The sequence below is a fragment of the Stenotrophomonas sp. YJH_SMC_123 genome (assembly GCF_059368215.1).
This window is the reverse complement of record NZ_JCAFRM010000012.1, coordinates 14,000-40,666: the sequence shown is the minus strand read 5'-3', so window position 1 is coordinate 40,666 and position 26,667 is coordinate 14,000. Positions and strand designations below refer to the sequence as shown.

At 67.9% G+C, this 26,667-nt stretch carries 23 protein-coding genes and 1 tRNA gene; 15 read left to right on the top strand and 9 right to left on the bottom strand.

Going from position 1 to position 26,667, the window contains the following annotated elements; genetic code table 11:
- The first annotated feature begins 14 nt into the window (after positions 1-14).
- Together AC5P5W_RS19980 and AC5P5W_RS19975 are read left to right on the top strand one after the other, a co-directional pair.
- Positions 15-335 (top strand): NAD(P) transhydrogenase subunit alpha part 2, encoded by a 321-nt coding sequence (locus AC5P5W_RS19980; protein WP_111206815.1) that lies wholly within the window; start codon positions 15-17, stop codon positions 333-335.
- Entirely contained in the window at positions 332-1,792 is a 1,461-nt protein-coding gene (locus AC5P5W_RS19975) for an NAD(P)(+) transhydrogenase (Re/Si-specific) subunit beta (RefSeq protein ID WP_032956961.1), read from the top strand. The genes AC5P5W_RS19980 and AC5P5W_RS19975 overlap by 4 nt, the downstream gene beginning before the upstream one ends.
- Before the next feature lie 415 nt (positions 1,793-2,207).
- Here the strand turns inward: AC5P5W_RS19975 and AC5P5W_RS19970 are convergent, their stop codons facing one another.
- Positions 2,208-2,627 (bottom strand): hypothetical protein, encoded by a 420-nt coding sequence (locus AC5P5W_RS19970; RefSeq protein ID WP_046429036.1) that lies wholly within the window; start codon positions 2,625-2,627, stop codon positions 2,208-2,210.
- 122 nt (positions 2,628-2,749) lie between these two features.
- Between AC5P5W_RS19970 and sufT the strand changes: the two genes are divergently transcribed.
- The 3 genes from sufT (at position 2,750) to AC5P5W_RS19955 (ending at position 6,664) form a co-directional block, all read left to right on the top strand.
- Positions 2,750-3,301: a putative Fe-S cluster assembly protein SufT gene (gene sufT, locus AC5P5W_RS19965; protein ID WP_005415385.1), complete on the top strand. Its 552-nt coding sequence runs from the start codon at positions 2,750-2,752 to the stop codon at positions 3,299-3,301.
- A gap of 59 nt (positions 3,302-3,360) precedes the next feature.
- On the top strand, positions 3,361-4,455 hold the full coding sequence (locus AC5P5W_RS19960) for a branched-chain amino acid aminotransferase (protein ID WP_014646022.1): 1,095 nt from the start codon (positions 3,361-3,363) through the stop codon (positions 4,453-4,455).
- Positions 4,456-4,924: 469 nt separating this feature from the next.
- Positions 4,925-6,664: a S8 family peptidase gene (locus AC5P5W_RS19955; RefSeq protein WP_197575397.1), complete on the top strand. Its 1,740-nt coding sequence runs from the start codon at positions 4,925-4,927 to the stop codon at positions 6,662-6,664.
- An 88-nt stretch (positions 6,665-6,752) separates the two neighbouring features.
- Here AC5P5W_RS19955 and AC5P5W_RS19950 read toward each other — a convergent pair whose 3' ends face one another.
- From AC5P5W_RS19950 to wrbA, 3 genes are all read right to left on the bottom strand, one after another.
- Positions 6,753-7,238 (bottom strand): asparaginase domain-containing protein, encoded by a 486-nt coding sequence (locus tag AC5P5W_RS19950; RefSeq protein ID WP_010481766.1) that lies wholly within the window; start codon positions 7,236-7,238, stop codon positions 6,753-6,755.
- A gap of 79 nt (positions 7,239-7,317) precedes the next feature.
- Complete coding sequence (locus AC5P5W_RS19945; RefSeq protein ID WP_014646024.1) at positions 7,318-7,653, bottom strand: DUF2069 domain-containing protein; 336 nt, start codon at positions 7,651-7,653, stop codon at positions 7,318-7,320.
- Positions 7,650-8,243, bottom strand: a complete 594-nt coding sequence (gene wrbA, locus AC5P5W_RS19940; RefSeq protein WP_069118531.1) for an NAD(P)H:quinone oxidoreductase — start codon at positions 8,241-8,243, stop codon at positions 7,650-7,652. Before wrbA ends, AC5P5W_RS19945 begins: the two co-directional genes overlap by 4 nt.
- 77 nt (positions 8,244-8,320) lie before the next feature.
- Between wrbA and AC5P5W_RS19935 the strand changes: the two genes are divergently transcribed.
- Together AC5P5W_RS19935 and AC5P5W_RS19930 are read left to right on the top strand one after the other, a co-directional pair.
- Entirely contained in the window at positions 8,321-9,595 is a 1,275-nt protein-coding gene (locus AC5P5W_RS19935; protein WP_032956948.1) for a YihY family inner membrane protein, read from the top strand.
- The gene (locus AC5P5W_RS19930; RefSeq protein WP_014646027.1) at positions 9,592-10,167 is read left to right on the top strand and encodes a TlpA family protein disulfide reductase; all 576 of its coding nucleotides are present in this window, start codon (positions 9,592-9,594) and stop codon (positions 10,165-10,167) included. Before AC5P5W_RS19935 ends, AC5P5W_RS19930 begins: the two co-directional genes overlap by 4 nt.
- 493 nt (positions 10,168-10,660) lie before the next feature.
- Here AC5P5W_RS19930 and ppk2 read toward each other — a convergent pair whose 3' ends face one another.
- Genes ppk2 through hemA form a run of 4 tightly spaced genes read right to left on the bottom strand, consistent with a single transcriptional unit; the run spans position 10,661 to position 15,545 of the window.
- Positions 10,661-11,443, bottom strand: coding sequence for a polyphosphate kinase 2 (ppk2, locus tag AC5P5W_RS19925; protein ID WP_032956942.1), 783 nt, complete (start codon positions 11,441-11,443; stop codon positions 10,661-10,663).
- A gap of 46 nt (positions 11,444-11,489) precedes the next feature.
- The gene (locus AC5P5W_RS19920; protein WP_197574792.1) at positions 11,490-13,196 is read right to left on the bottom strand and encodes an O-linked N-acetylglucosamine transferase, SPINDLY family protein; all 1,707 of its coding nucleotides are present in this window, start codon (positions 13,194-13,196) and stop codon (positions 11,490-11,492) included.
- Positions 13,197-13,201: 5 nt separating this feature from the next.
- Positions 13,202-14,284, bottom strand: a complete 1,083-nt coding sequence (gene prfA, locus AC5P5W_RS19915; protein ID WP_014646030.1) for a peptide chain release factor 1 — start codon at positions 14,282-14,284, stop codon at positions 13,202-13,204.
- Positions 14,262-15,545, bottom strand: a complete 1,284-nt coding sequence (gene hemA / locus AC5P5W_RS19910) for a glutamyl-tRNA reductase (protein ID WP_014646031.1) — start codon at positions 15,543-15,545, stop codon at positions 14,262-14,264. The genes prfA and hemA overlap by 23 nt, the downstream gene beginning before the upstream one ends.
- A gap of 63 nt (positions 15,546-15,608) precedes the next feature.
- Here hemA and AC5P5W_RS19905 point away from each other — a divergent pair, with 63 nt between their 5' ends.
- The 8 genes from AC5P5W_RS19905 (at position 15,609) to ychF (ending at position 22,631) form a co-directional block, all read left to right on the top strand.
- Positions 15,609-17,294 carry a tetratricopeptide repeat protein gene (locus AC5P5W_RS19905; RefSeq protein ID WP_173390336.1) on the top strand — a complete coding sequence of 562 codons (1,686 nt, stop codon included), beginning with the start codon at positions 15,609-15,611 and terminating at the stop codon, positions 17,292-17,294.
- Positions 17,291-17,950 (top strand): lipoprotein insertase outer membrane protein LolB, encoded by a 660-nt coding sequence (gene lolB, locus AC5P5W_RS19900; RefSeq protein ID WP_014646033.1) that lies wholly within the window; start codon positions 17,291-17,293, stop codon positions 17,948-17,950. Before AC5P5W_RS19905 ends, lolB begins: the two co-directional genes overlap by 4 nt.
- A complete protein-coding gene (ispE, locus tag AC5P5W_RS19895; RefSeq protein WP_197574791.1) occupies positions 17,947-18,816 on the top strand; it encodes a 4-(cytidine 5'-diphospho)-2-C-methyl-D-erythritol kinase in 870 nt (289 codons plus the stop codon). The genes lolB and ispE overlap by 4 nt, the downstream gene beginning before the upstream one ends.
- An 11-nt stretch (positions 18,817-18,827) precedes the next feature.
- Positions 18,828-18,904 (top strand) — tRNA-Gln (locus tag AC5P5W_RS19890).
- A gap of 140 nt (positions 18,905-19,044) precedes the next feature.
- Positions 19,045-20,004, top strand: a complete 960-nt coding sequence (locus tag AC5P5W_RS19885; protein ID WP_005415400.1) for a ribose-phosphate diphosphokinase — start codon at positions 19,045-19,047, stop codon at positions 20,002-20,004.
- 108 nt (positions 20,005-20,112) lie between these two features.
- Entirely contained in the window at positions 20,113-20,730 is a 618-nt protein-coding gene (locus AC5P5W_RS19880) for a 50S ribosomal protein L25/general stress protein Ctc (RefSeq protein WP_010481743.1), read from the top strand.
- Positions 20,731-20,778: 48 nt separating this feature from the next.
- Positions 20,779-21,357, top strand: a complete 579-nt coding sequence (pth, locus tag AC5P5W_RS19875; protein WP_495221412.1) for an aminoacyl-tRNA hydrolase — start codon at positions 20,779-20,781, stop codon at positions 21,355-21,357.
- Positions 21,358-21,539: 182 nt separating this feature from the next.
- Positions 21,540-22,631, top strand: coding sequence for a redox-regulated ATPase YchF (ychF, locus tag AC5P5W_RS19870; protein WP_014646036.1), 1,092 nt, complete (start codon positions 21,540-21,542; stop codon positions 22,629-22,631).
- A 503-nt stretch (positions 22,632-23,134) separates the two neighbouring features.
- On the opposite strand, the gene AC5P5W_RS19865 is transcribed toward ychF, so the two are convergent.
- The gene (locus tag AC5P5W_RS19865; RefSeq protein ID WP_197574790.1) at positions 23,135-26,443 is read right to left on the bottom strand and encodes an autotransporter family protein; all 3,309 of its coding nucleotides are present in this window, start codon (positions 26,441-26,443) and stop codon (positions 23,135-23,137) included.
- Between the last annotated feature and the right edge of the window lie 224 nt (positions 26,444-26,667).

The following is a 26,667-nucleotide window of genomic DNA, read 5'->3' as shown; positions in this document are numbered from 1 at the left end:
CAGGAGCGTTGCCGGTGAGTGACGGGTTCGTAGCGCTGTACATCTTCATGCTGGCAGCCATCGCCGGCCACGTGATCATTTCGCGGGTGCCGGTGATCCTGCATACCCCGCTGATGTCGGGCTCCAACTTCATCCACGGCATCGTGCTGATCGGCGCGATGGTGGTACTGGGGCATGCGCAGACGCCGCTGGAGAAGGTACTGGGCTTCCTGGCCGTGGTGCTCGGCGCCGGCAATGCCGCCGGTGGCTACGTGGTCACCGCGCGCATGCTGGAAATGTTCAAGCCGAGCGCGCCCAGGGGCGGGAAGGACGAACCGAAGGAGCCGCAGGCTTGAACATCAGCACCGTCGAACTGCTCGACTGGCTGGTCAAGGCCAGCTACCTGGTCGCCGCCACGCTGTTCCTGCTCGGCCTGCAGCGCATGGCCTCGCCGCTGACCGCGCGCAGCGGCATCCGCTGGGCCGGGCTGGGCATGCTGCTGGCCACCGCGGCCACCTTCTTCCTGCCCGAACTGCACAACGTGCCGTTGATCCTGGTGGCACTGCTGCTGGGTGCGGGCCTGGCCTGGTGGTCGGCCGGCAAGGTTGCCATCACCGACATGCCGCAGATGGTGGCGCTGTACAACGGCATGGGTGGTGGCTCGGCGGCGGCGATCGGCGCGGTGGAACTGCTGCGCTATGCCTTCCTGGCCCACCGCGATACCAGCCACTGGAGCGCGCAGGCGCTGGCCGACCTGGCCGCGCGCCAGCCGTCCGGCACGATGCTGCTGCTGGCGGTGGTCGGCGCGGCGATCGGCGCGGTGTCGCTGTCCGGCTCGGTGATCGCCTGGGCCAAGCTGGATGGACGCCTGGACAAGCGCGTGACCTGGCCCGGCCAGCAGGTGATGAACCTGCTGGTGGCGCTGGCGGTGGTGGTGCTGGCGATCATCGCGGCCAGTACGCTCAGTGCCTGGGCAATCGTCGCCTTCTTCGTGCTGGCACTGGCGCTGGGCGTGCTGATGACGCTGCCGATCGGCGGTGCCGACATGCCGGTGGTGATCTCGCTGTACAACGCGTTCACCGGCCTGGCAGTGTCGTTCGAAGGTTATGTGCTGGGCAACGAGGCGCTGATCATCGCCGGCATGATGGTCGGCGCGGCCGGCATCCTGCTGACCCGGCTGATGGCCAAGGCGATGAACCGGCCGATCCGCAACGTGCTGTTCTCCAACTTCGGCGGCGGTGCTGGTGGCGAAGCGCAGGCGATCAGCGGCGCGCAGAAGCCGATCGAAGCCCCGGATGTCGCGGCGATGATGGCCTACGCCGAACGCGTGGTGATCGTGCCTGGATACGGCATGGCCGTGGCCCAGGCCCAGCACAAGATCTGGGAACTGGCGCAGCGGCTGGGCCAGCGCGGGGTGAAGGTGAAGTTCGCCATCCACCCGGTCGCCGGGCGCATGCCCGGGCACATGAACGTACTGCTGGCCGAAGCGGGCGTGCCCTACGACCTGATCGCCGACATGGATGACATCAATCCGGAGTTCACCAACACCGACGTGGTACTGGTGATCGGTGCCAACGACGTGGTCAATCCGGTCGCGCGTACTGATCCGGCCAGCCCGATCTACGGCATGCCGGTGCTGGACGTGGTCAACGCGCGCAACGTGGTGGTGATCAAGCGCGGCAAGGGCACCGGCTTCGCCGGTATCGAGAATGCGTTGTTCTACGCTGACAATACCCGCATGCTCTATGGCGACGGCGCCGAAGCGGCCGCCTCGCTGGTGAGCGAGCTGAAGGCGCTCGACGGCGGGCATTGAAGACCGGGGTCGGATCCCTTTCCGCAGGACAGGGCTCTGACCCCTTTGCCGGCCAGCGGCCGGCACTACCGGATCCGCGCGTGGCGGCTGCATCTGGTAGGTGCGGACCTGGGGCCGCGCGCTTTTGCCGGCCAGCGGCCGGCACTACCGGATCCGCGCGTGATGGTTGCATCTGGTAGGTGCGGGCCTTGGTCCGCACGCTTTTGCCGGCCAGCGGCCGGCACTACCGGATCCGCGCGTGGTGGTTGCATCTGGTAGTGCGGACCTGGGGCCGCGCGCTTTTGCCGGCCAGCGGCCGGCACTACCGGATCCGCGCGTGGTGGTTGCATCTGGTAGTGCGGACCTGGGGCCGCACGCTTTTGCCGGCCAGCGTCCGGCATTGACCCCCATCCGCGCGTGGCGTGGATCTACGCGCTCAGCGCGCCAGCCAGGCGCCGACGACCACGGCCACGGCCAGCCACAGCCATTCCATCGCGCCATTGGCCAGGTTGATCAGGGTCCAGGCCAGGTGCGGGCCCATCCGCGTGGTGGCGTCCCACAGGTCCAGACCGATCGAGCCGCCCATCCAGGCGCTGGCGATGGCCCAGTTGGCCACGGCGGCCACCAGCAGAGTGCCGAGCACGACCAGGGCGATGCGCAACCGGCCCGGGCCCAGTGTGCCCAGGCGCAGCATGAACACCAGTTCCAGGGCGGACACTACCGCCATCCAGCCGACCTGTCGGCCGGTCATCAGCGCCAGGACCATCCAGGCGAGGGGAGCAACAAGCAGACCCAGCAACAGCATGAGGGACCAGAGCCAGGTGACGGTCCTGGCACGCGTGGCAATGGAGGACATCGAAGCTCCCTGAAGATCACCCACAGGATACTGTGGTTTGCCGCAGTGCACCGGCGGTGCCGGGGCGGCTGGGCTAGAATGCCGTCTTGCGTGGCCGCGGCCACGGCCCCATATCGGTCCCCATGTATTCCCGTAGCAGCGAACCTGTCCACTTCGAACGCGATTGCGAGGCCGTGATGGTCCCGCAGGGCGATACCGTGACCCTGCCTGCCGGCAGCTATGGGTACATCACCCAGGCGCTGGGCGGCAGCTATTCGGTGTTCGTCGAGGGCAACCTGTTCCGCATCGCCGGCAAGGACGGCGACGCCATCGGCAAGGAGGCGCCGGCACCGCTTGAGCTGCCGGCCGACGCCACCGATGAGCAGGTGGAACAACTGGTGTGGCAGCAGCTGCGCACCTGCTTCGACCCGGAGATTCCGGTCAACATCGTTGAACTGGGCCTGGTCTATGAAGTCGAGATCAAGCATCTGGACGAAGGCAAGCGCGAGATCGACGTGAAGATGACCCTGACCGCACCGGGCTGTGGCATGGGCGAGATCCTGGTCGACGACGTGCGCAGCAAGCTTGAAATGATCCCGACGGTGGCCGAGGCCGACGTCGACCTGGTGTTCGACCCGCCGTGGAACCAGCACATGATGTCCGAGGCGGCGCGGCTCGAGACCGGCATGCTTTGACCCAGGGCCCGCAGTGACGCGGGCCCGGCACTACCCGCAACCAGAACAGGAATCCTCCGGTGTCCCAGTCCATTCCCAGCTTCGCCGTCACCCGTTCGGACCACCCGCGCAGCGCTGAAGAGCGCGCCAAGATCCTGGAGAAGCCGGGCTTCGGCCTGCACTTCACCGATCACATGGTGGAAGTGCGCTGGGACAAGGATGCCGGCTGGCACAACGCCAGCGTGCGTGCCTACGGCCCGCTGCAGCTGGACCCGGCCGCGGCCGTGCTGCACTACGGCCAGGAGATCTTCGAAGGCATCAAGGCCTACCGCCATGCTGACGGCTCGATCTGGACCTTCCGCCCGGATGCCAACGGCCGTCGCCTGCAGCGTTCGGCGCAGCGCCTGGCGCTGCCGGAACTGCCGGTGGAGATCTTCGTCGAATCGCTGAAGCAGCTGATCGCCGTCGACAGCGAGTGGGTGCCGTCGGCCGACGAGTCGAGCCTGTACTTCCGCCCGTTCATGATCGGCGACGAAGCCTTCCTCGGCGTGCGCGGCGCGCACAAGGCCGGCTACTACGTCATCGCCAGCCCGGCCGGCCCGTACTTCGCCAAGGGCGTGGCCCCGGTGTCGATCTGGCTGTCCACCGAATACGCGCGCGCGGCCAAGGGCGGCACCGGCGCCGCCAAGTGCGGTGGCAACTACGCCGCCTCGCTGCTGCCGCAGCAGAAGGCGCAGGCGCAGGGCTGCTCGCAGGTGCTGTTCCTGGACCCGGTCGAAGGCAAGTACCTGGAAGAACTGGGCGGCATGAACGTGTTCCTGGTCTACAAGGACGGCACGCTGGTCACCCCGGAACTGTCCGGCAGCATCCTCGAGGGCATCACCCGCGAGAGCATCCTGCAGCTGGCGCGCGACCGTGGCATGAAGGTCGAAGAGCGCAAGGTCAGCATCGACGAGTGGAAGGACGGCGTGGCCTCCGGTGCGATCAGCGAAGTGTTTGCCTGTGGCACTGCGGCGGTGGTCACCCCGATCGGCCAGCTGAAGGGCGAGGGTTTCTCGGTGGGCGACATCAACGCGCCGGCCGGCGAAGTGACCATGTCGCTGCGCAAGGAGCTGACCGACATCCAGTACGGCCGCCTGCCGGACCGGCACAACTGGCTGGTCAAGCTGGGCTGATCGCTCACGCTGAACTGTAGAGCCGAGCCCACGCCCGGCTGCGTTGCTGGAAAGCCCGTCCCTGTGACGGGCTTTCTGCGTTGTGGACAGGTGGGTGGGGTCAGATCCCTTTTCCGTGGGAAAAGGGATCTGACCCCGGCTCCGACCCCGAATCGGCGGATGCCGATGTCGGCAAAGTCATCGCAGGACAGGTGATGACCCAGTCAGGTGTGTGCAGGAGATGAGAAAGTTCCTTCACCTTCACAAACCCTCGACCCGGAAAGTCTCAGAACGAACATTTCATCTTGCTGAAAAGACGCTGAAAATCTTGTGGTGTCCGGTTCTGGCCATTAGCGTCATCTGCACGGCGGATCGTTAGGGGGATCCGCTGACTCGCCGGACTTCGAACCTCGCCAACGCAAGCCAGCCCAGGGTTCGGGCCGGTGCTTCTGCCGATTCCGGCATTCACACCACAAGAAAGGGAAATACGATGTCCCAGGTAACGCAACCGCGTGTGCGTCGAGTGTGGGTGGTCCTTGGTGCGTCCGTTCTGTCATCGCTGCTGCTGGCCACGCCTGCGCTGGCCGGTGACGTCCAGCTCAGCGGCCTGCAGTCCGCGCCGACGCACCAGCGCTTCATCGTGAAGTACCGCGACGGCAGTGCGCCGGTGGCCAACACCACCGCACTGGCCTCTTCGCTGAAGAGTGCCGCCGCCGGCCTGGCCAGCAGCCAGGGCCGTGCGCTGGGCCTGCAGCAGGTCCGCAAGCTGGCCGTCGGCCCGACCCTGGTCAGGACCGACCGCCCGCTTGACCAGGCTGAATCCGAGCTGCTGATGCGCAAGCTGGCCGCCGACCCGAACGTGGAATACGTCGAAGTCGACCAGATCATGCGCGCGACGCTGACCCCGAATGACACCCGCTTCAGCGAACAGTGGGGCTTTGGTACCTCCAACGCGTCGATCAACGTGCGGCCGGCCTGGGACAAGGCCACCGGCACCGGCGTGGTGGTGGCCGTGATCGATACCGGCATCACCAACCATCCCGATCTCAACGCCAACATCCTGCCCGGCTATGACTTCATCAGCGATGCCGCGATGGCGCGCGATGGCGGTGGCCGCGACAGCAACCCGAACGACGAGGGCGACTGGTATGGCGCCAACGAGTGCGGCTCGGGCATCCCGGCGTCCAACTCCAGCTGGCACGGCACCCACGTCGCCGGTACCGTGGCGGCGGTGACCAACAACAGCACCGGCGTGGCCGGCACGGCGTTCAACGCCAAGGTCGTCCCGGTGCGCGTGCTCGGCAAGTGCGGCGGCTATACCTCCGACATCGCCGATGCGATCGTGTGGGCCTCCGGCGGCACCGTCAGTGGTGTGCCGGCCAATGCCAATCCGGCGGAAGTCATCAACATGTCGCTGGGCGGCGGCGGCACCTGCTCGGCCACCTACCAGAACGCGATCAACGGCGCGGTCAGCCGCGGCACCACCGTGGTGGTCGCCGCCGGCAACAGCAACACCAACGTGTCCTCGTCGGTGCCGGCCAACTGCGCGAACGTGATCGCGGTGGCGGCCACGACCTCGGCCGGTGCGCGTGCCAGCTTCTCCAACTATGGTGCCGGCATCGACATTTCCGGCCCGGGCCAGAGCATCCTGTCCACCCTCAACACCGGCACCACCACGCCGGGCAGCTTCAGCTACGCGTCCTACAACGGCACCTCGATGGCGGCGCCGCATGTGGCCGGTGTGGTGGCCCTGATGCAGTCGGTGGCGCCGAGCCCGCTGAGCCCGGCACAGGTCGAGAGCATCATCAAGAGCACCGCACGCCCGCTGCCGGGCGCCTGCTCGGGGGGCTGCGGCGCCGGCATCGTCGACGCCAACGCGGCCGTGGATGCGGCGATCAATGGCGGTGGCCCGAACCCGGGCGGCAACGTGCTGCAGAACAACGTGCCGGTGACCGGCCTGGGCGCCGCGACCGGTGCCGAGCTGAACTACACCGTCGCCGTCCCGGCCGGCAGCACCCAGCTGCGCGTGGCAATCAGTGGCGGCAGCGGTGATGCCGACCTGTACGTGCGCCAGGGCAGTGCCCCGACCGATACCACCTACACCTGCCGTCCGTACCTGAGCGGCAACAGCGAGACCTGCACCATCAACAGCCCTGCCGCCGGCACCTGGTATGTGCGGGTGAAGGCGTACAGCACCTTCTCGGGCCTGACCCTCAGCGCCCAGTACTGAGCCCAAGTCCCTCTCCAAGGGCACGCCCTGGCTTCGGCCGGGGCGTTTTTGTCCGGGTGGGTGCCGACCTCGGCCGGCACGCTGTTCCTCAGACCGACTCGAAACGGTTAGCCGCCACGTTCTTGCGCACGTGCTGCGGGTCGAAGATCCGCCCGTTCATCGCGATGTACACGCCGCTCGGCAGCGACTGCACCGCACCGATCGCACAACCGATGTTGAACTCCGCATCCGAGCCGCGGAAGCGTGCCGGGCTCAGCGCACCGGTCATCACGATGGTCTTGTCCGGGATCGTCGCCAGCACCTTGCCGGTCTGCACCATCGAATCGGTGCCGTGGGTCACCAGCACGTGCCGGGTGGGCTGCGCGGCGATGGTGGCGCGGATCAGCTCGCGGTCTTCGTCGTTGATGTGCAGCGAATCCTTGCGCAGGATCGGAATCACGTTGAAGCGGAACGTCACGCCCAGCTCGCGCAGGATCATGCCGATCTGCGGATCGCCGATCTGGTAGTCCGACTTGTCGTCGAAGTAGATCTTGTCGATCGTGCCACCGGTGGTGACGACCAGGAGCTCTTCCATCATGTGCATGCGCGAAACCAGGACAGGGACTGCGGCGCGGGGCCAGGAATGCAGATGATAAGGCCCTGGGCGCGCAGCGTCAGCGCCGCTTGCCGAAGCGGGCGCGCAGGCCGGGCAGGCTGGCGCTGAAGATCACCAGCAGCGCCAGCGCGATCTCGATCAGCGCCAGCCAGCGCGTCTCCGGGTGGCTCCAGGCGCTCATCACGCCGTGGCTGAACCAGCCCAGCGCCAGCACCGAGGCCCAGAAGCCGGCCTTGCGCCAGCCCAGGCGCACGGCGATGGCCAGCGCCAGCGGTGGCGCGGTGAACACCAGCTGGGTGGCCAGCCAGTGCCTGTCATTGATGAACCAGCCTGCGAACAGCGCGGCCAGCCCCATCAGGGCCAACAGCAGGACCGTGCGCGGCGCGCGGTTCATCGGGCCAACCGCTGCGCGATGTCGGCCACCCGGCGCCCCAGCGCGCGCGCCAGAACCGCTTCGTCGTCGGTCGGCTGCGGATCGTCGGCGGCACCGGCCACGTGGCTGGCGCCATAGGGCGTGCCGCCACTGATGGTGTGGCTCAGCGCCGGTTCGGTGAACGGGATGCCGACGATCACGCAGCCGTGGTGCAGCAGTGGCACCTGCATCGACAGCAGGGTCGATTCCTGGCCGCCGTGCATCGAGGCGGTGGACGTGAACACGCCGGCCGGCTTGCCGGACAGGGTGCCATTGACCCATTCGGCGCCCAGCCCATCCAGGAAGTGCTTGACCGGCGCGGCCATGTTGCCGAAGCGGGTGGGGCTGCCGAGCAGCAGGCCCTGGCAGTCGACCAGGTCCTGCACGCTCACGTAGGGGGCGCCATCGTCGGGTACCGGTGGCTGCGCGGTCTGGGTCACGGCGGCCACCGGCGGCACCGTGCGCAGGCGCGCGGTCATGCCCGGCACTTCGCCGATGCCCCGCGCGATCTGGCGCGCCAGCCGTGCCACCGAACCGCCCCGGCTGTAGTACAGCACCAGAATCTCGCCCATCGTGCCCGCTTCTCCTCGTCGTGTGGCTACCAGTATGGCTATCCTGCCAGCATTCCGCATCGGGTACCCTTCCACCGATGGAACCTTTGGATACGCTCAACCTGTGGATGGAGCGCGCGCGGGATCGCGCACGGGCCATCAGTTTCGGCCGCTTCCTGTGGCATCGCTTCCTCGACGACCGCCTGTTCCAGGCAGCGGCGGCGCTGGCCTACACCACGGTGTTCGCGCTGGTACCGCTGGCGATCGTGGTATTCGGTGTGCTGTCGGCCTTCCCCGTCTTCGACCGCTGGAGCGATCAGCTCAGCGACTACGTATTCTCCAACTTCGTGCCCTCCGCGGCGCGTGCGGCCGAGGGCTACCTGCGGCAGTTCTCGGCCAGTGCCGGCCAGCTGACGGCGGCCGGCTTCATCGCACTGGTGGCCTCACTGCTGATCACGCTCAACAGTGTGGAAGAGACCTTCAACCAGATCTGGCGGGTTGGCTCGACCCGGCCCAAGCTGACCCGCTTCCTGGTCTACTGGACCGTGCTGACCTTGGGCGCGATGCTCGCCGCCGCATCGCTTGCGGTATCGGCGCGGGTGTTCGCGATGCCGTTGTTCGGTACCCAGGAGGGCCGTTGGTTGGCCGAGCTGGCGCTGCGGCTGGCGCCGATCCTGATCGAGTTCGTCTGCATCACGCTGATGTTCCGGGTGGTGCCGCACCACACGGTGAAATGGCGGCATGCCGTGCCCGGCGCGATCCTGGCGGCGGTCATCCTGGAACTGGTGAAGTGGGGCATCGGTGCCTATCTGGGCAGCTTCCAGTCCTACCAGAAACTGTATGGCACGGTGGCGTTCGTGCCGATCCTGCTGCTGTGGATCTACCTGTGCTGGGTGGCGGTGCTGCTGGGGGCGTCGCTGGCTTCTTCGATGGCCGCCTTCCGCTACCAGCCGGTGGAACTGCGCCTGCCGCAGGGGTATGAGTTCTATGGACTGCTGCGCCTGCTTGGCCGCTTCCAGCATGCACGGGCCAAGGGCAAGGGCCTGGCCGATGACGAGATCCTGCGGCTGGAGCCGATGCTGACCGATTCACTGCTGCAGGACCTGATCTGCAACCTGCAGGAGATCGACCTGCTGCGCCGCGACGAGCGGGGCGAGTGGCTGCTGTCGCGTGACCTGGACCAGGTCAGCCTGGCCGATCTGTACGAATGCACCCAGCTGCGCATCCCGGTGGCCGAGCAGCACCTGCCGTACCGTGATGACAGCCTGGGCCGTGCCGCACTGGCGGCGCTGGACGATCTGCGGCTGCCCCTGCGCGAACGCCTGAAGCGCAAGGTCAGTGATATCTATACCGACTCTGGAGACATGCCATGACCCGCAAGACGCCGTTGCCGCTGCTGCTCCCGTTGACCCTGCTGCTGGCCCTGGCGGCCTGCAAGCCGGCCCAGGAGCCGACACCGGCCAGCAGCCAGCCGCCGGCACAGGCGCCGACGCCGACCACTCCGGCACCGGTCGATGAAACCCCGGCCGAGCGCACCACTGCCGAATTCCCGACCTTGAAGATGAAGGCGGTGGATGGCAGCGACTACGATCTGGCCGCGCATCGTGGCAAGTGGGTGGTGGTGAACTTCTGGGCGACCTGGTGCGCCCCGTGCCGCAAGGAGATGCCCGAGCTGTCGGCGCTGCATGCGATGCGCAGCAACATCGAGGTGGTCGGCCTGGCCTACGAGGACATCGAAGTGCCGGAAATGCAGTCGTTCCTGACCAAGCATCCGGTGACCTATCCGATCGTGATCGTGGACCCGTTCGATCCGCCGGCCGACTTCGCCACGCCGCGAGGCCTGCCGTTGACGCATCTGCTGGATCCGCAGGGCAAGCTGGCCCACACCTTCCTTGGCCCGGTGACCGCCGCCGACATCGAAAAGCAGATCGCGGCCGCCAAGTAGTGGGTGGGTCGGCAGGGCCTGCGGCCCTGCACCTCGGTACGCGCCATCGCATGCGCGCTGCCGCTCCCACGCTTCGCTGCGCGAACCGCGGGCCCCATTTACCAACACCCAAACCCCCGCCGCTTCGCGGCCGCCCCCTGACTCAGGGGGCTCTGCCCCAGACACGATCCGACGCCCGCCAGGCCAATGGGATTGCCGATGGGGTCAGATCCGCTTTCCGCAGGAAAACGGATCTGACCCCGGCTCCATTTCGATATCTGACAGATGTGTCGACCAAGGTCGACACCTACCAACAGCCGCAGGGATCTGTCAGAGGCGGGGCGGTTGGGTGGGTAGGACACGCCGTAGACCCGTCCATGGGGGCTCGATGTCGCCATCCATGGCGCCAACGGTCGTGCCCACCCACCGCGCCGCCATCCCGCGGATGCCCGCTGTTGCTGTTGCCGTTGCCGTTGCGTTGAGCAGGTGCAGGGTGCAACCCTGCCGAACAACCCTAATCCTCGACCGGGAAATCCTCGATGGGCTTCAGCACATCGTAGTGCTCGCGATGCAGCTTGCCCTTCAGCTTCGGCAGCTCCGGCAACGGCGCATCCACCCGTGTGTCCGGCAACCGGTCCAGCAGGTTGCGCACCAGGGTCAGTCGCCCCAGCCGCTGGTCGTTGAAATCCACCAGCGTCCACGGCGCCGCCTCGCGATGCGTCGCGCGCAGCATCGCCTCGCGGGCTTCGGTATAGGCGCTGTACTTGCTGCGCGATTTCAGGTCGACCGGGGACAGCTTCCAGCCCTTCAGCGGATCGAGGTGGCGTTCGGCGAAGCGCTTCTCCTGCTGCTCCTGGTCCACGCACAGCCAGTACTTGAACAGCAGGATGCCGTCATCCACCAGCAGCTGCTCGAACACCGGTGCCTGGCGCAGGAACTGCTGGTACTCGGTTTCGCTGCAATAGCCCATCACCCGCTCGACGCCTGCGCGGTTGTACCAGCTGCGGTCCATCAGCACGATCTCGCCGGCGGCGGGAAGATGCGAGGCATAGCGCTGGAAATACCACTGCGTGGCTTCGCGGTCGGTAGGCTTGGGCAGTGCTACCACCCGGCATTGGCGTGGATTGAGATGCTGGCTGATGGCCTGGATCGCGCCGCCCTTGCCTGCCGTATCCCGTCCCTCGAACAGCACCAGCAGGCGTTGCCCGCTGAGCTGCACCCAGCGCGCCATCGCGGTCAGTTCCAGCTGCAGCGGCAGCAGCAGTTCGTCGTAGTCCTTGCGCTTGAGCTTGGCCATCGTCACACCACGCGGGGAGGAAGCCCGAGCGTAACGCAGGGGTCGCTCAGGTGCTGTCGACGCCCTGCCAGCCGTGTTCACCGGCAAGCCGCTGCAGCAGGGCCGACAGGTCGCGGGCAAACCCGGCCATGTCGAACAGGCCACTGCGTTCGCGCGCCTGCGCCAGCTCGGCGCGAAGCGAGGCCAGTGCTGCGGGGTCATTGCCCAGTGCGCTGGCGGTGGCGATGAACGCCGCATCATCGGCGACATTCATCCGGGCCAGCCCCAGATGGTGGTTGAGGCTGCCGGCCACGCGCGCGGCGAAGGTGTCGCCCGGGCAGGTCAGCACCGGGCAGCCGGCCCACAGTGCATCGGAGGCGGTGGTGTGCGCGTTGTACGGATGCGTGTCGAGGAACAGGTCGGCCAGTGGGTAGCGGGCCAGGTACTGCGGATGCGGCAGCTTGGCCATGAACACCAGCCGCGCCGGGTCCAGGCCGGCAGCCTGCGCGGCGGTGCGCAGGCGGGCGTCGGCCTGGCCGGGGCCGGACAGCAGCCACAGCACGCTGCCGGGCACGGCCTGCAACACTGCGAAGGCGCGGCCCATGCTGCGCGGGTTGAGCTTGTAGCTGTTGTTGAAGCAGCAGAACACCACGCCGTGCTCGGGCAGCCCGCACTCGGCGCGGGACGGCGACGGCTCCAGCGTGCGGGTGTTGTCCGAGGGCTGGAAGGCCCGCGGAAGGCGCAGGACGCGTTCGCTGAAGTGCGGTTCCAGCGCTGCCGGCAGTACGAATTCGTCGGCGACCACGGCGTCCAGCCAGCGCGCGCCCGAGGTGCCGGGGTAGGCCAGCCAGTTCAGCTGCAGCGGGGCCGGGCGCATCGCCAGCACTTCGGGCGTGCCGCCGCCGCCCCAGCCGCGCAGGTCGAACAGCAGGTCGATGCCCTGTGCGCGGATGCGGGCAGCGATGTCGGCATGCCGCAGTGCGGCCACCTCATGCAGCCGGGTCGCGGACTGCAGGCGTTCGCGGATGCCGCTGCCATCGGTGCGGTTCAGCGCGAACAGGTGCAGCTGCAACGCCGAGTCATGACGCAGGTGTTCGAGCAGGGCCACGGTCAGCAGCCCAGTGGGATGGGCGCCGAAGCCATTGGAAAGGAAGCCGACGCGCAACGGGCCGCGCGCGCGTACCGTCACTGCCGGCAAGGGCCGGACCGAGGCGGCGATCAGTGCGGCGCGCGCACGTGCACAGGCCAACTGCTCGCCCGCGCTGGCGTCTTCGCTGAGGAAGGCGAAGGGTTCCACCGCACCGTGGCCGGCGGCGAGCGCGGCGCGTACCTGCGCAGCCAGCGTGTCCACGTCCTGCCAGTCGCACAGGCGGCGCTGCCATGCCAGGCGCTGCGCGGCGATGTAGGGTTCCTCCGGCATCAGCGCATGCGCGCGGCGATAGGCCGCTGCTGCGCCTTCGGCATCGTCGGCGTCTTCCAGCGCATGGCCCAGCCACAGCGCGATGCCCGGGTGCTGCGGGGCCAATGCCGAGGCCTGGCCAAGCAGCTTCGCCGCGTCGGCGTGCGCGCCGGCCATCCAGGCCACGCGGCCCAGGCGCGCCAGGGCCTCGGGGTGGTTCGGGCGCAGCTGCAGCGCGCGTCGTGCCGCCTGCTCGCCGGCGGCGATGTCGCCGGCTTCCAGTTCCAGGTCGGCCAGCATCACCCAGGCGACGAAATCGCCGGGCTGGCGTGCGATCGCCTGCTGCAGGTGCTGTCGCTGCTGCCAGGCCGACATCGTGCTCAGCCCGCCGACAGCTGGGCCAGGGCATCGACCTGGTGTTCGTGGCTGAGCCGCTGCAGCAGCGGGTCGAGGTCGCCGGCGAGGATGTTGGGCAGGTCGTACAAGGTCAGGCCTTCCACGCGGTGGTCGGTGATCCGGCCCTGCGGGAAGTTGTAGGTGCGGATGCGCTGGCTGCGGTCGCCGCTGCCGACCTGCAGGCGCCGCGATTCGGCCTGCGCGGCGTCCTGGCGCTGGCGCTCGGCATCGAGCAGCTGCGCCTTCAGGCGCTTCATCGCCTTGTCGCGGTTGGCGTGCTGGCTGCGCTCGGTCTGGCACTCCACCACCACGCCGGTCGGTACGTGGGTGATGCGGATGGCCGATTCGGTCTTGTTGACGTGCTGGCCGCCGGCACCGGACGAGCGGAACGTATCCACCTTCAGGTCGGCCGGGTTGATGACGATGTCATCGACCTCGTCGGCCTCGGGAATGATCGCTACGGTGGCCGCCGAAGTGTGGATGCGGCCCTGCGATTCGGTGGCCGGCACGCGCTGCACGCGATGCGTGCCCGATTCGAACTTCAGGCGCGAGAACGCACCACGGCCGACCACGCGCGCCACCACTTCCTTGTAGCCGCCATGCTCACCGGGGTTGTCCGATTCGATCTCGACCTTCCAGCCCTGGCGCTCGGCATAGCGGGCGTACATGCGGAACAGATCGCCGGCGAAGATCGCGGCTTCATCGCCGCCAGTGCCGGCGCGTACTTCCAGGAACAGGTTGCCTTCGTCGCGCGGATCGCGCGGTACCAGCAGCAGGGCCAGTTCTTGTTCCAGTTCCTGCAGGCGCGCCTGCGCCGCGGCGATTTCCTCGTCGGCCAGTTCACGCAGGTCGGGGTCGGCGCGCATGCCTTCGGCGGCGGCCAGGTCGGCCTTGGCACGGGCTTCCTCGGCGAGCGCGGCAGCGACCGGTTCAAGTTGGGCGAATTCGCGCGAAAGGTCGCGGAAACGGGTGTTGTCGGCGACCACATCGGGTTCGGCGAGCAGGCGTTCCAGTTCTTCGCGGCGCTCGGCCAGCGCTTCCAGCTTACGGCGCAGGGTCGGCGTCATCGGGTCTCACGGGTGGGTGGCGGTAACCCGGCGTGGCCGGGAACAGGCGCTCGGCGGCGCGGGTCAGGTCGGCATCGCCACTCAGCGCGGCCGCGCGCAGAGCGGCGGTCGGCGGATGCAGCAGGCGGTTGGTCAGGCCATGGGCCAGCAGTTCCAGCACTTCATCGGCGGGCTTGCCGTTGGCCAGCTGCTGCCGTGCGCGCTCCAGCAGTTCGGCGCGGGTCGCTTCGCCGAACGCACGCAGCTGCCGCAGCGGTGCCTGGTGGGCGCTGGCCTGCTGGGTCTCGATGAAACGCGACACCTGCAGGTCGATGATCGCCTCGGCCTCGGCGGCGGCCTCGCGGCGGCCACGACGGTTGTCTTCCACCGCGCGTTCCAGGTCATCGACGGTGTAGAGGAAGGCGTCGTTGAGCGTGCCGACCTCGGCTTCGATGTCGCGCGGCACGGCCAGGTCGAACAGCAGCATCGGCTTGTGCCGGCGCGCGCGCAGTGCCTTGGCCACCATCTCGCGATGGATCACAGGTTCGCGCGCGGCGGTGGCCGAGAACACGATGTCGGCCTCGCCGAGGTGGCGGTCCAGTTCGGTCAGCGGCAGGGCCACGCCGCCATGGCGGCTGGCCAGTTCCTGCGCGTGGGCAAGGGTGCGGTTGGCGATCAGCAGCCGCCGCACCTTGCCCTCACTCAGGTGGCGTGCAGCCAGCTCGATGGTCTCGCCGGCACCGACCAGCAGCACGGTGGAGTCATCCAGGCGCGCGAAGGCGTTCTGCGCCAGGCGCACCGCCGCCGAGGCCACCGACACCGGGTTGGCGCCGACCTGGGTATCGGTGCGCGCACGCTTGGCTACCGAGAAGGTCTGCTGGAACAGGCGGTCCAGGCGCTGGCCGAGCAGGCCGTGGTCACGCGCGGTCGACCAGGCATCCTTTACCTGGCCGAGGATCTGCGGTTCGCCCAGCACCATCGAGTCCAGCCCGGTGGCGACCCGGAACAGGTGGCGCACGGCCTCGGCATCGGCATGCTGGTACAGGTAGCCCTGCAGGTCGCCTGCCTGGCTGTGCAGCCACTGGTCCAGCGCCTGTGCCGACTCGGCCACGGCATACAGTTCGGTGCGGTTGCAGGTGGACAGCAGCACTGCCTCGGCGATCTGCGGGGTATCGCGCAGCGAGCCCAGCGCACGCGGCAACGCCTCACCGGCGAAGGCCGCGCGCTCGCGCAGCTCCACCGGTGCGGTCTGGTGATTCAGTCCGAGCACCCACAGGGTCATTGTTCAGTTGCTTGCGATAAGCTGCTGGCCATTGGACGACATTTTAAGGCCCCGATGCCGACGATGCCCGCATTGATTCGCATCCCCAGTGTTCTGCTGCTGTCCCTGGCCTGCGCCCAGGCCCTGGCGGCGGTGCCGGCCAAGGCCCCCGTGCGGGCCGCGGCCACTGAGGAACTGGCGCTGGAACCGGTGATGGCCGGTGAGTTCGCCCTGCAGGCCGGCAAGCTGGCCGAGGCCGCGCGCTGGTACCTGCAGGCCGCGCAGCAGACCGACGGCGACGCCGGCCTGGCCGAGCGCGCGACCCGTATCTCCATGCTGGCCAACGATGATGCCAGCGCCGCCAAGGGCCTGGCCCTGTGGCAGCAGCGCGCCCCGCGCTCGTTGACCATGCGCAGCGCCGCCGGTGCGCTGGCCATGCGCCAGGGCGATGTGAAGGCTGCCCGCACCGAGCTGCAGGCGCTGCTGGCCGACCCCGACGAGCGCGGCTGGAAGTTCGCCCTGGCCGCGCTGATCGGCGGTGGCCGCGACCCGGCGGTGCCGGCGCAGGTGCTCGGCGAGCTGGTCGATGCCAATGCGATTCCGCCGAAGATCGAGGCCTGGCAGGAGTTCGGTCGCCTGGCCCTCCGCATGGACAAGCCCGAGTTGGCGCGGCGCATGATCGATGAAGTGGTCAAGCGCTTCCCGGAAGAGCCGCGCGTAGCGTTGCTGCGTGCCAGCCAGCTGCAGCAGGCGGGCGAGACCGACAAGGCATTGTCGCTGCTGCACGACGTCGAGCCGAAGACCCGCCAGGACCCCGAGCTGCGCAATGCGGTGGCCATCGCCTACGACAGCCTGGGCCAGCCGGCTGCGGCCGAGCGCGTGTTGGCGTTCGGCCCGCAGGACGTACAGACCTGGGGCATGCGCGCCTCGCTGCTGGCCAAGCAGGGCGACAAGGCGGCGCTGTCCAACCTCTACAACGAGCTGTCGCGGCAGGCGGCCAAGCCGGATCCGGCGCAGCGCCTGTTGCTGGGCAAGATCGCCGAATACCTTAAGCGTTACCCCGAGGCGGTGCAGTGGTACCACAGCGTGCCCGGTGGCGATGAGCTGAGCGAAGCGCGCCTGCGCGCGGCCAATGCCCAGGCCCTGGCCGGGCGCCTGCCGCTGGCGCTGGAGGAAGTGCACGCGATCCAGTCCGACGCGGTGGTCGACGACGATGTGCGCCGTGACGCCTACCTGCTGGAAGCCGAACTGCGCCAGCGTGGTGACGACAGCGCCGGTGAACTGGATGCGCTGGCCCGCGGCCTGGCCGCCTACCCGGACGACAACGGCCTGCTGTACGCACGTGCGCTCACCTGGGAGCGCCGCGACGACATCCCGCGCGCCGAGGCCGACCTGCGCAAGATCCTGGTGACCGACCCGGAAAACGTGCCGGCGCTGAACGCGCTGGGCTACACCCTGGCCGATCGCACCGGCCGGCTGCAGGAAGCGCTGGAGCTGATCGACCGCGCCCGCGTGGCCGAGCCGGACAACGCCGCCATCGTCGACAGCTATGGCTGGGTGCTGTATCGCCTGGGCCGCAAGGAAGAGGCACTGGTACAGCTGCGCCGGGCCTGGACCCTGGCCAAGGACCCGGAGATCGCTTCCCACGTCGGCGAAGTGCTGTGGGTGCTGGGCAAGCATGACGAGGCCCGCCACTTCTTCGACGAAGCGGCCAAGCTCGACCCTGAAAACCGCGCGCTGCTGCGCGCCCGTGAGAAATTCAATCCATGAGTGGTTCCCTGATCCGGCCGCTGCTGTTGGCGACCGTGACCCTGGCGGTGAGCGCCTGTACCAGTGTCGGCACGCAGAAGACCCCGGCGCCAGCGGTGGTCGAGATTGTTTCGGCTGAAGCGGCGCAGGCCGAGGCAGCGCGCGTGGCCGCGCTGCAGGCACAGCCGGACTGGGCCTTCCAGGGGCGGGTGGCGGTCAGCAAGGGCAAGGACGGCGGCAGCGGTCGCATCGACTGGAAGCAGGACGGCCGCCGCTACGTGGTCGAACTGAGCGCGCCGGTGACCCGGCAGAGCTGGAAGCTGACCGGCGACACCCATTCCGAAGCCGGTCGCCTGGAAGGGCTGTCCGGCGGTCCGCGCGATGGCGAGGACGCCCAGCAGCTGCTGCTGGAAGCGACTGGCTGGGACATCCCGGTCAATCAGCTGCCGGAGTGGATCCGCGGCCTGGTGGCCGGGGATGCTGCCGGTCCGGAAAAGGTCGAGCGCGACGGTGAAGGCCGGCCGCGCCGCATGCAGCAGATGGGCTGGCAGGTGCAGTACCTGGACTGGTACCCGGCCGACGCCGGACGACCGGCGCTGCCGCGACGGATCGAGGCCAGCAATGGCGACGCCAAGGTGCGCCTGCTGGTGGACCAGTGGGGGCAGGGCACGCCATGAGCGCCGGGCGCGACGACGCGGGCTGGTCCTGGTGGCCGGCCCCGGCCAAGCTGAACCTGTTCCTGCACATCACTGGCCGCCGGGCCGACGGCTACCACGAGCTGCAGACCGTATTCCGCCTGCTGGACTGGGGGGACCGCATCGGCCTGCGCCTGCGTGAAGACGGTCAGGTGCGTCGGCAGGGCGAGGGCCTGGCCGGCGTGGCCGAGGCCGATGACCTGGCGGTGCGGGCCGCGCGCCTGCTCCAGGATGAGGCGAAGGGCGCGCAAGGTGCTGACATCATCGTCGAAAAGCACGTTCCTGCCGGTGGTGGCTTCGGCGGCGGTTCGTCCGACGCGGCCACCGTGCTGGTGGTGCTGAATCAGCTCTGGCGCGCCGGCCTGGACGAGGATGCCCTGGCCGCGCTGGCCCTGCGCCTGGGCGCCGACGTGCCGGTGTTCGTGCGTGGCCACAACGCCTGGGCCGAAGGGGTGGGCGAGCGCCTGCAGCCGATCACGCTGGCGCCGGCCTGGTATGTGGTGGTTGAACCGGGTGTTCATGTTCCTACGCCGGTCCTGTTTGCAGACCCGGATTTGACGCGCGACAGCCCAGTGGCGAAAATAGAGGACTTCGCTTCCGGGACCCTGGTCGGGAACGCGTTCGAACCGGTGCTGCGCCGCCGTGAGCCTGCCGTCGAGGCAGCGCTTGCCGCGTTGAGCGACATCGGCGCGGCGCGGCTGACCGGTTCGGGAAGTGGTTGTTTCGTCGAGTTCGCATCGCAGGCTGCTGCAGAGCAGGGGCGGTCGAAGTTGCCGAAGGAGTTGCGGGCAAGGGTGGCAGCGGGCGTTGCGCGTTCGCCACTGCTGGATGCACTCGAGCAACACTGATTTATCAATGCAGGGGCGTCGCCAAGAGGCCCAAGGCACCAGGTTTTGATCCTGGCATTCGTAGGTTCGAATCCTACCGCCCCTGCCAATAGCGGCTGTGTCCGCGCCTTCCAGCGCATCGCCCGCGCGGGACGTGGAAACAACCGCGGTGTTGTCAGCAGCAAGGGTCCATCGGGGTCCTTGCCGACTCCGGATCCCCGCCACTCGTCCCCGCCCGAGACAATCATGATGCAAGAGTCCCCGAACCTGCTGGTCTTTTCCGGCAACGCCAACAAACGTCTGGCGCAGAACATCTGCAAGGAACTGGGGGTCCGCCCGGGCAAGGCGCTGGTGTCGCACTTCTCCGATGGTGAAGTGCAGGTGGAAATCGAAGAGAACGTCCGCAAGCAGGACGTGTTCGTGATCCAGCCGACCTGCGCGCCGAGCGCGGAAAACCTGATGGAACTGCTGGTGCTGATCGACGCGCTCAAGCGCGCATCGGTGGCCAGCGTGACCGCCGTGGTGCCGTACTTCGGCTACTCGCGCCAGGACCGCCGCATGCGTTCCTCGCGCGTGCCGATCACCGCCAAGCTGGCGGCCAAGATGTTCAGCACCGCTGGCGCTGATCGCGTGCTGACCGTCGACCTGCACGCCGACCAGATCCAGGGCTTCTTCGATATTCCGGTGGACAACGTGTATGCGTCCCCGCTGCTGCTGGCCGACATCTGGCGCGCCTACGGCACCGAGAACCTGATTGTTGTCTCGCCGGACGTGGGCGGCGTGGTCCGCGCCCGTGCGGTGGCCAAGCGCCTGGATGACGCCGACCTGGCGATCATCGACAAGCGCCGCCCGCGCGCCAACGTCTCCACCGTGATGAACATCATCGGTGACGTCGAAGGCAAGACCTGCGTGATGGTCGATGACATCGTCGATACCGCCGGCACCCTGTGCGCCGCTGCCGCTGCCCTGAAGGCGCGCGGTGCGCTCAAGGTCGCCGCCTACTGCACCCACGCGGTGCTGTCGGGCCCGGCGGTGGACAACATCACCAATTCCCAGCTCGACGAGCTGGTGGTGACCGACACCATCCCGCTGAAGGACGCAGCGCGGGTGTGCAGCAAGATCCGCCAGCTGAGCGTGGCGGAAATGCTGGCCGAAACGATGCGCCGCATCGCCTTCGGCGAGTCGGTCAGCTCGCTGTACGTCGACTGAGTTTTCGTCCCTGCCGGCAACGGCGGGGACATACCCGGATGCTTCTGGTCGCGGAAGCATCTTCAACCGCCACGCCGCAGGGCGCGGCAACAACCTGAGTAGTCGAAAATGTCGAAGACCCATGAAATCAAGGTCACCAAGCGTGAACTGCAGCGTAAGGGTGCGAGCCGCCGCCTGCGTCACGCTGGTGTGATCCCGGCCATCGTGTACGGCGGCAACGCCGAGCCGGTCGCCATCAGCCTGGACCACAACGAAATCTGGCTGGCCCAGCAGAACGAGTGGTTCTATGCCTCGATCCTGGACCTGAACCTGGATGGCCAGGTGCAGAAGGTCCTGCTGCGTGACATGCAGCGCCACCCGTACAAGCAGCTGATCATGCACCTGGACTTCCAGCGCGTGAACGAGAACGAAGCCCTGACCGCTTCGGTCCCGCTGCACTTCGTCAACGAAGACACCTCGCCGGCCGGCAAGGCTGCCGACGTCGTGGTCACCCACGAACTGAAGGAAGTGACCATCACCTGCCTGCCGAAGGACCTGCCGGAGTCGATCGAAGTCGACCTGGGCGAGCTGAAGGCCGGTGACGTCGTGTACCTGTCCAACATCAAGCTGCCGAAGGGCGTGGAAATCCCGGCGCTGGCGCTGGGCAAGGACCACGACGACGCCATCGTCACCGCCAAGGCCGGCAAGGCCGACGAGGCTGACGAAGAAGCGGCTGCCGCCGAGTAATACCGTTACGGTGCCTGCCTCGGGGCAGGCACCGTACTGGAAGGAACCATGGCAGGACTGCGACTGATCGTCGGTCTGGGCAATCCCGGATCGGAACACGCCCGGACCCGGCACAATGCCGGGTTTCATTTCGTTGAGGCCCTGGCGGGAAAAGCCGGTGCGCGATGGAATGTGGACAGCAAGCTGTTCGGCGAGACCGCCAAGGTCGAGATCGCCGGGCAGACGGTGTGGCTGCTCAAGCCCGCCACCTTCATGAATCTCAGCGGCAAGTCGGTCACCGCCGCACAGCGGTTCTGGAAGATCGAGCCGGAGGAAACCCTGCTGGCCCACGACGAGCTGGACCTGCCGCCCGGTGCGGCGCGACTGAAGTTCGACGGTGGCCACGGCGGCCAGAACGGCCTGCGCGATACCATCCGCCTGCTGGGTCATGGCAAATTCCACCGCCTGCGCGTGGGCATCGGCCATCCCGGCCACAAGGACCGCGTGGTGGGTTGGGTGCTGGGGCGCCCGTCCAAGGAGGATGACGTGCTGATCGCACGCGCCATCGACGATGCGATCGACGTGCTGCCGCTGGCGGTGCAGGGCGATTTCAACGAAGCGATGAAGCGCCTGCACACCCCGAAATAACCGGTAGGTACCGACCGTTGGTCGGTACGGAACCAACCAGGCCGGTAGGTATCGACCGTTGGTCGATACGGAGCCAACCAGAGCGGTAGGTATCGACCGCTGGTCGATATGGAGAATGATTGGAAAAGCAGCGCCCAGGCCGCTGTTTCCCCAATCACTTTCACCCCAGAGAGCTGTCACCCATGGGTATCAAATGCGGCATCGTCGGCCTGCCCAACGTCGGCAAGTCGACCCTGTTCAATGCGCTGACCAAGGCGGGCATCGCCGCGGCGAACTTCCCGTTCTGCACCATCGAACCGAACGTCGGCATCGTGCCGGTGCCGGATCCGCGCCTGAACGAGCTGGCGGGCATCATCAACCCGCAGAAGGTCATCCCGACCGCGGTCGAGTTCGTCGACATCGCCGGCCTGGTCGCCGGTGCCGCCAGCGGTGAGGGCCTGGGCAACAAGTTCCTGGCGCACATCCGCGAAGTCGATGCGATCACTCACGTGGTGCGCTGCTTCGAGCACGGTGACATCGTGCACGTGGCCGGCAAGGTCGACCCGATCTCGGACATCGAAACCATCGACACCGAACTGGCGCTGGCCGACCTGGACAGTGTCGAGAAGGCGCTGAACCGTGCCGAGCGTGCGGCCAAGGGCGGCGACAAGGATGCGGCGGCGCGCAAGCCGGTGCTGGCCAAGCTGCAGGCTGCACTGTCGGAGGGCAAGGCTGGGCGCTCGGCCGGGCTGGACGAGGAAGAGAAGGCGCTGGTGCGCGACCTGTTCCTGCTGACCCTGAAGCCGGTGATGTACATCGCCAACGTGCTGGAAGACGGTTTCGACAACAACCCGCACCTGGAAGCCGTGCGTGCGCATGCTGCCGCCGAAGGCGCGCAGGTGGTGCCGGTGTCGGCCGCGATCGAAGAAGAGCTGTCCCAGCTCGACGACGAAGACCGCGATACCTTCCTGGCGGACCTGGGCCTGAGCGAGCCGGGCCTGAACCGCGTGATCAACGCGGCCTACAGCCTGCTCGGCCTGCAGACCTACTTCACCGCCGGCGTGAAGGAAGTCCGTGCGTGGACCGTGCGCAAGGGCGCTACCGCTCCGCAGGCTGCCGCCGTCATCCACACCGACTTCGAGAAGGGCTTCATCCGCGCCGAAACCATCGCGTATGACGACTTCATCAAGTACAAGGGCGAAGCCGGCGCCAAGGAAGCCGGTCGCCTGCGCCTGGAAGGCAAGGAGTACCGCGTGCAGGAAGGCGACATCCTGCACTTCCGCTTCAACGTCTGATCCTGCGGCATCGGATCGACCCCGGACGCCCCGCCCTGTGCGGGGCGTTCGCGTTTCCGGTGATGGACAAAAAAACACCAGGCTGCGAAACGCTTGCGGTGTGACGTTCGCCGGTACTTGTACACAGCAAACTCCCATCGCTTTCCACGTCGGGTGTGGAAAACCCCGCGCGCCTCTGTAGAGCCGAGCCTGCGCTCGGCTCAGGTTGGCATCAGCCAAGCATGGGCTCGGCTCTACGAGGCTTGGCGGTGCGGTGTGGACAAATTTTCACCACGCTTCGAAACGCCTGCGGTGCAATGCTCACAACTACTTGTCCACACCTAGTTCCCATCGCTTTCCACGCGCGTTGTGGAAAAGAACTGCAGGCGTGGACAAAAACTCACCACGCCCGGAAGCGCCTGCCCCGCAACGCTCGAACCCACTTGTCCACACCAAACCCCCATCGCTTTCCACGCCGCATGTGGAAAAAGTGCCCGGCATTCCCTTGCCGGGCACGTCCCGCGTCACCAGGTGTACGACACGCCCAGCTGGGCACCGACGTCGTGGAAGCCCATGCCACCGCTCTGCCGGCTCAGTTCACCCCAGCCGCGCCAGCCGCCGGACAGATCCACCTGCACGCCGGCCTTGGCTTCGTAGATGTCACGCGGCAACTGCCGCTGCAGGCGCTCGCCGTCCATCGCCAGGCCCGCACCATTGCCGCCGGACCACCAGTTCACCGCCACGTACGGGTGCACCTGGCCCTGCGCCGGGCTCAACCCACGGCTGTACAGGCGCAGGCCGAGGCGGGTGCTGGTCTCGCCACCACCGCGGTCCTCGACCACCGTGCCGTTGGCCTCGACCACGCGGTCGCTGTCATAGCGGCTGTGCACCACCTGCACCTGCGGTTCCAGGTAAATGCCGCGCTGCGCGGTGCGCCGCAGGGGCAGCACATAGCCGGCCTCGGCCGACGCACTCCAGTTGCGGGCGTCATAGCGCTCCTTCTGCAAGCCTTCGCCCTGCACACTGTTGCGGAAGCGGCCGTATTGCAGCCAACCATCCACATAGGCGCCGCCTTGCATGTGCGCATCCTGCAGCCAGGTAGCATAGGCACCCACGCTGGTGCCGGTGACCACGCCACGCGCGGTGTAGCCGGTCACCTGCGAGCGGCTGTCATTGCGCGCGCGGCCGTGGCCGAGCATCGCACCGGCCTGCAGCTCGCCCGTGCCACCCACTTCGAAGCGGCGGCCGACGCCGACCAGCACGCTGCTGATCTGCCCATCGACCTGGACCTGGCGGTTGCGGTCGTGGCTGTCGGGCTGCGCGCTGCGAAGGTGCATCCAGGCCACGGCATCGCCGCGGGTGCCGGCCTGGGCGGCGGGATCACCGGCGCGGTCGTGCAGGCTGTGCCGGAACATGCCCAGCGCGGCGCTGCGGTTGGCCAGGTAGGCCGCCGGTTCCGGGCGTTCCACCTGCGGGCGCGGCGGATCGATCGGCGGCTCCGGCGGCAATGGTGGATCGATCGGCGGCTCCGGCGGCAACGGCGGATCGATCGGCGGCTCCGGCGGTGACGGTGGATCGACCGGCGGTTCCGGCGGCTGCGGCGGGTCGACCGGCGGATCCGGCGGCTGCGGCGGGTCGATCGGGGGATCCGGCGGCTGCGGCGGATCGACCGGCGGCACGTATTCCGAGCGCAGGTACCAGTTGCCATCGTCCGGGGTCGACACGCCACCCTTGAACAGGAAGTAGTCGAAGGCACCGGCGACCGCGCGCCCCTGCAGGCTGAATTGTGCATCCGACTGGCCGGCCACGGTGATCAGGCGGATGCCCTCCTGGGTCAGCGCACCGGCGCCGCCGGCATTGCGCACACTCACGCTGGCGGTGCCGCTGCTGTTGCCGTTGATCACCAGCTGGTCGCCCAGCGAAGTGTCGTCGCCCAGCGCGCGGTTGAAGATCCACTGGCCGCCGTTGCCCACGTAGTCGCCGCTGACGGTAACGGTCTTGAAATCGCCGGCCGCCGGCGCATCGAAAGCGATGGTGCCGGCGTGTTCGAGCGTGCCGACGCTGGAACTGGCGCGTACGTTCCACTGGCTGCTGCCATCCAGCGCCAGCTGTGCGACCTGGTAGCCGGATTCGTTGCGCAGGGCGCCGCTGAACGTGGTGCCGTTGCCCAGCACCATGTGCACCTCAGCCGTTGCGCTGTCGACCACCACGTCACCGCGCAGCGTGCTGGCGTCGGCACTGAAGTCGATGCGGCTGGTCGCCACGCTGCTGCCGTCGGTGAACACGGTGTCGCTGACCCGCAGCAGGCGGCCACTGCCGTCGCCCGCAGTCACGTCGCTGCCATTGACGGTCAGTGCGTGATTGCTGCCCTGCAGCCAGAACGCGGGGCCACTGGCGGTCTCGATGTGGCTGTCATTGAAGGTGGCACGGTTCCAGTACGGGCCGAACGCGGTCAGGTAGGAGCGGTAGCCGCCGCTGTTGCTGCCGGTCATGCGGATATCCAGGCGATCGGCCTGGGTCAACCGCGCGGTGTTCATGTGCACGATGCCGAACACGTTCTCGCCATCGCTGCGGATCGCAACGGCATCGAGCAGCGCGGTGGCGGTGGAGCCGCCGATGAACACGCCACCGCCGCCGTTGCCGCGCACGTCGATCACGCTGCCGTTGGCTTCGATGCGGCTGGCGGTGCTGCCGGTGGAGCCGGTCACGCGCACGCCGTAGGTCGCATCACCGTGCGTGGTGATCCGGCCACCCTGCACGGTGGCAACGCCGCCGGCGATCTCAACGCCATAGCCGTAGGTGTCGGTCCAGGTGTCGATGCTGCTGTCGGTCAGCTGCAGGCGCGACTCATCGCTGGCCAGCCAGAATCCGGAGTAGCCATCACGAACATCGAACGCGGCATCGCTTGCGGTCAACTGTCCCCAGCTGTTGATGTTCACGCCATAGCCACCGACGGTGTAGAAGCTGCCGCCGTTGATCACTGCACTGGAATAGGTCTTGCTGATGCGGCTGCCGAGCAGGCGCATGCTGCCGCCCACCGAATGGGCTTCCACGTTCTCCAGCAGCAGGCTGCCGCCGCTGTCGATATCGAACCAACCGCCCTGCAGGTAGGTGTCGTACAGCTCGGCGCGGCTGCCCACGCCGTTGGCCGCCACGCCGGCAAGGATGCCACCGGGGGCGAGGGTGATGCGGCTGTTGCGGATCGTCAGCAGGCCGGCACTGTCGGCGCGCAGGCGGGCACCGCCGTCGGCGCTCATCCGCAGATCGGCCAGGTGCAGCTCGCTACCCTTGCCGGATGCACCGGCCAGCGTGCCACCGGTCCCGGTCATTGAAAGACTGCCCCCGGCATAGTGGATCACGCCACCGTTGTAGGCCTGCACGCTGCCGAATCCGCTGCCGTTGCGCGTGGCATCGATGTCGACATCGCGCGCATCGATCACGCTGCCGGCACCATTGGCATACAGCGCATAGAAGCCCGTGCCGGTCGCCGGTGCGATCGACAGCGTTGCGTCGCGCAGCTGCACCTGGCCACCATTGGCAGCGGAGACGCCGCTGCCATTGCCGGTCACGTGGATGCGGCTGCCGTCGATCAGCGCATTGCTGCCGGTACCGGTGACCGCAAGTGCGAAGCTGCCCGCACTGTGGGTGAGGACGTCGTCGGCACCCAGCTGCAGGGTGTCACCGTCGTTGACCAGCAGCGGGCCGGTGAGGTCTGCGGCATGCGCCGGCAGGGCTGCCCACAGCGCAGTGGCCAACAGGCTGGGAATGAGGGGTACGCGCTTTCCGTGCGCGCGCCCGTACGCACGGCCGTGCCGTGTGGGGGAGGCGTTCATGCTGATGGACTTCCTGTGGCAGGGCGCAGCGAGGCTGCGCGGACTGACGCGGCAGGGCCGCGTCGCTGCGGAAGTCCCACGCCACGGCAATTGCAGGCGCCATCGGACTTCCGTCCCCCACGGCGATGCGGCAACAGCCGGCAGGCGCACCTTGGCGGGATGTCTCCAGCCTAGAAATCGGCACTGTCCGATGGAATCAGGCGTTTCCTAAAGCGGTTGCAGGC